The sequence below is a fragment of the Paenarthrobacter sp. NPDC056912 genome (assembly GCF_042786555.1).
Taxonomy (GTDB): Bacteria; Actinomycetota; Actinomycetes; order Actinomycetales; family Micrococcaceae; genus Arthrobacter.
Map to the genome: position 1 here is coordinate 1 of NZ_JBHUCD010000042.1, position 3,794 is coordinate 3,794.

Annotated in this window: 3 protein-coding genes; 1 reads left to right on the forward strand and 2 read right to left on the reverse strand. The window is 70.9% G+C overall.

Annotated features, from left to right (window positions below; genetic code table 11):
- Positions 1-1,683, reverse strand: a 1,683-nt coding sequence (locus tag ACFRJ9_RS23855; RefSeq protein WP_377673363.1) for an FtsK/SpoIIIE domain-containing protein, incomplete at its 3' end; no start/stop codon positions are given.
- Between the two features lie 369 nt (positions 1,684-2,052).
- On the opposite strand from ACFRJ9_RS23855, the gene ACFRJ9_RS23860 reads away from it, so the two are divergent.
- Complete coding sequence (locus ACFRJ9_RS23860) at positions 2,053-2,784, forward strand: GntR family transcriptional regulator (protein ID WP_377541236.1); 732 nt, start codon at positions 2,053-2,055, stop codon at positions 2,782-2,784.
- A gap of 426 nt (positions 2,785-3,210) precedes the next feature.
- Here the strand turns inward: ACFRJ9_RS23860 and ACFRJ9_RS23865 are convergent, their stop codons facing one another.
- A complete protein-coding gene (locus ACFRJ9_RS23865) occupies positions 3,211-3,624 on the reverse strand; it encodes a hypothetical protein (protein WP_377673366.1) in 414 nt (137 codons plus the stop codon).
- Positions 3,625-3,794 lie beyond the last annotated feature (170 nt).

Here is a 3,794-nt window from a genome sequence, read left to right on the forward strand (position 1 = left end):
CTGCCAGACCGGGCGGTCAGGGAGGGCGATGACGTCGGCCGGGGAGAACGCCCGGGTGCTGATCGGGTGCGGTGCCGCCTTGGGTCCGGAGCGGAGCATGGCCACGCCGGGCATCGGCAGGTCGTGGGCGTGCCAGCCGCGCTCGGTGGCGTCCTCGCCGAACACGACGCGGCTCTCGCCGGACGTGCTCAGGGCGAGGGCGGCGCGGTAAGTGATCTGGGCGCTGATCTGCGGGTCGATGCCGCCCTTGGCGTCCATGGTCGGCTTCTGCGTGGCCCAGATCAGGATGATCTCGGCGGCGCGCGCCATGCGGGCGAGTGTCGACAGGTTCTCCATGATCCGGGACCAGTCCGGGTCGCCCGGGTCGCCGTCGCCGCCCTTGGCGCGCTTCTTGCGCGCCATGGAGATGACCTCGGCTCCTTCGTCCACGAAGACCGTGATCCGGGGGCGGCGGGTGCTGATCTCGATGGTGTCCCGGCCGCGCGGGATCTCCTCCAGCCGCTCGTACATCTCAGCGACCAGTTCGTCCGTCACGCCGAGGACGTCTTCGGCGTAGATGGCGACGCGGGCGCGGTGCTCCCAGTTGATGCCTTCCACTCGCTTGGGGTCGATGACGACCAGGCGGTGGTTGGGCTCCTCGGACGCCTCCGCGAGCAGGGCCCGGGTGCTCCAGCTCTTGCCCGACCCGGAGGTCCCCGCGATCAGCATCCGGCGACCGAGCGGGACCATGACCGGCTCGCCGGTCACCGTGTCGACGCCCCACGGGTCGCCCGGCTTCCAGCCGGTCAGGTCGATGCCGTCGGCAGCGCTGCGGGTCCGCAGCGTGATCGTGGCGCGGTCGCCATGCGATCCCGAACTGATCTCCATACGCAGGGCGGTGCGGGCCCCGAGCATCGCCCGGATCTCCTCGTGCTTGGCCTTGAACGCCGACGGCTTCCACCGGCCATCAAGGCGCACCGTGGTGACCAGACCGGCCGGGGTCAGCTCGGTCGGTGCGGGCACGGTGCCCGACAGGCCTCGTTCGTCGGCGTGCTGGACCCAGTACGACGGGTCGAGGCGCTCCAGGAGGCGGCGCTCCTCCGCCGTGGCGTCGTCGTCGAGCGGCACCCGCACCTGGCGGCGGCCGACGGCGAGCAGTGCAGCGTTGAGGGCGATCAGGCTCAGCGAGCTTCCCGCCGGCCACATCGCCCAGTGCTCCGCCGACGACATCGCGTACGAGGTGATCCCAGCCGGGATCAGGTGCGCGGCGTGGGCGCGGACCGCGAGCTGGTTGAGCGTCAGCGGGTAGTTCCGGCGAGCCGACTTCAGGTCGCGGCGCGCGACCTTGGCGTGAGCGCGACCTGCCTTGTCCGCCGTCCGGGCCGCGCGGCGGCCGCCGTTGAACGGGTTGCTGCTCGCCGCCCGTGCGGCCTTCCGCTGGCTCGCGGCGGTCGCAGCCGTCGACCGCGCCGACGTGTTGGCCCGCTGAGCAGCGATCAACGCCTTCAGGTTCTCCGGGGTCCGGAGCTTCGCCCTGCGCTCGGCCTCCGTGTCCCAGCGGTGCGCGAGCGGGGCACACATCGGGGCGGCGCCGTCGAGTGCCTGGCTCGCCGCCGCTGTCGTCTTGTTGATCCGGTCCGCCGTGATCACGCGGGCCGTTTTGGTACCAGTACCGATCTTGTTCCATGCTGCTGCGTAGTCCACGAGTCGCTCCTTGGGTGGTCGTGGATCAGGGCCGGGATTGCCGTTCGCGCGGCGTTCCGGCCCGCCTGTTTTGTGGCGGTTGAGCCCGCAACCCCCGGGCCGCAACCTCCCTTGCGGGCGGTTGCGCCCCCGCAAGCCTGTGACCTGCGAGTTTCGGTGTTGCGGTGGTTTCCGGGGTGGGGCCCCTACGCGTGTGCGCGCGAGGGCCCCGGATTTTCGAGCCGTTCGGCGACCCCTCGGGAGGCGCCGCCGAACAAGACCCATACTGTGGGGGCACAGTTGCTGTGTCAAGCCATACACTGTGCTAGATCACTACTCCGGATGCTGTGATAGATCACCGCACCGTTCACCCGTCGAAGGAGCCCCGCCATGTCCTCGCTGGAGCGCACGCCTCCGTATCTCCAAGTCGTCGGCACGCTGAAGTCGAAGATCGTCAGCGGCGAACTCGCGCACGGCGACGTGCTGCCGTCCGTGCGCGAACTCGCGGCGGAGTACGGCATCTCGACTGCGACCGCGCAGAAGGTCCACCGCACGCTGAGGGCGGAAGGCCTCGCGGAAGGCCGGCAGGGTGCGGCCACCACGGTCAGCACGCGCCGGACCCTGCACCGCACCGCAGCCGACCGCCTGGAGGCGGCGCTCACTACCGGGCGGATCTACGCCGACGGCGAGTACGCCGTGATCACGGGCGCCGACCTGACCACTCCCCCCGAGTGGGTCGCGGACCTCCTGGGCGTCGAGGACGGCGGCCAGGCGCTGCGTCGCCAGCGGGTCACGCACAACGCCGACGCGGAGCCGGTCTCCGCGAGCACGAGCTGGTTCGTCGCTGAACTCGCGGAGACCGTGCCCGCTCTGCTGCAGCGCGAGCGGATCCCGGGCGGCACCCCATCAGCCATCGAGGCCGTCACCGGTCGACGCGCCGTGGCCTCCGAGGAAGCCAGCGCCGCCGATGCAGCAACCGAGGAACAGGCGACTCTGCTTGGCGTCGAGCCCGGCGCCCCCGTTCTGCTGAGCCGGAACGTGTACGTCGACGCGCAGGGCGACACGGTGGAGGTTGGGGAGTCCGTCGCACCAGCCCGCCGTTGGCGAGCCCATCGGAGCTGACCTCCGCCCGCACACACCGAAGCCCCCGCCGATCCGAATTCGGCGGGGGCTTCGTCGTGCCAAGTCCCGAACGTACCGGCACACGGCCTCCCGTGAGCCTCTGAGCGTCGTTCTCCCGCTCCTGCGACTCTCGGTCCGCCGGAGCGCTCACGAGCCCTCAGGCGGGCGTACAGGCCGCCTGAGGCCCGTAATCCTCCGTGGCCTACCGCATACGCGTCTGCGGGTGCTCCGGACGACCAACGACGGCCAGCGGGAAGGGGGGTGGGGTTGCGCGGCTTGAGCGGCCGTCTGCCGGGCCCGGATTGGGGCGGAGCGCCGTACCCCCGCCGTCACGGATGCGGGTGCGTAAGGCGACCTGGAGGCACTCCGCGGCTGAGGGGGAGCAGCTGCTGCCGCGATGTGGCCGAGCGACGCGTGGGCGCTCCGCTAGGAATCGGTCCGTGGTGGCTGATCGTCCGGCTCTCCGTCATCCGCCGGCGGCCACAAAGGCATGGCGGACGCAGTCTGTGCGGACCTGCGGCGAGCCCGTTTCAAGGGAGGCAAAGGTGCGGGGGGTGACGGGGAATTCGTGGCGTTGACCTGCGGTGATTGAGTTTCGACAACAGACGTATTGGAGGGTTGCGGAGTTTCGGCTGTTGTCGAAAAGAAGCGTTCGTCGGCCCGGCCTTTGGAGTAGGCCCGGAACCGGATCTCCTGGTCCCGGCGAGCCCTGTACGCGTACTCCTTGTGCGTGCGCGTGCAGTAGTCCCGGCTGCGGCCGACGCCCTTCTGCTGGATCGGGCCGCCGCACCAGCCACAGAGCTTGTTGCCGTCGGCGTCCCTCGGTGTCTCAGTGCTCATGGCCGACGACCGTACGCGGCGCGTCCTCTGGCGCGGCGCGTGGGCGCAGTTGTTACAAGTTTCTCTACTGGTTCAAGGCCGTCGCTGCGCGCCGGCGCGGCCCGGCTGTCGGCCGGGCCGCTCCTGTCTTCGCCACGCTGCCCGGCCGCCCGCCCGGCCGCGTCAGGACC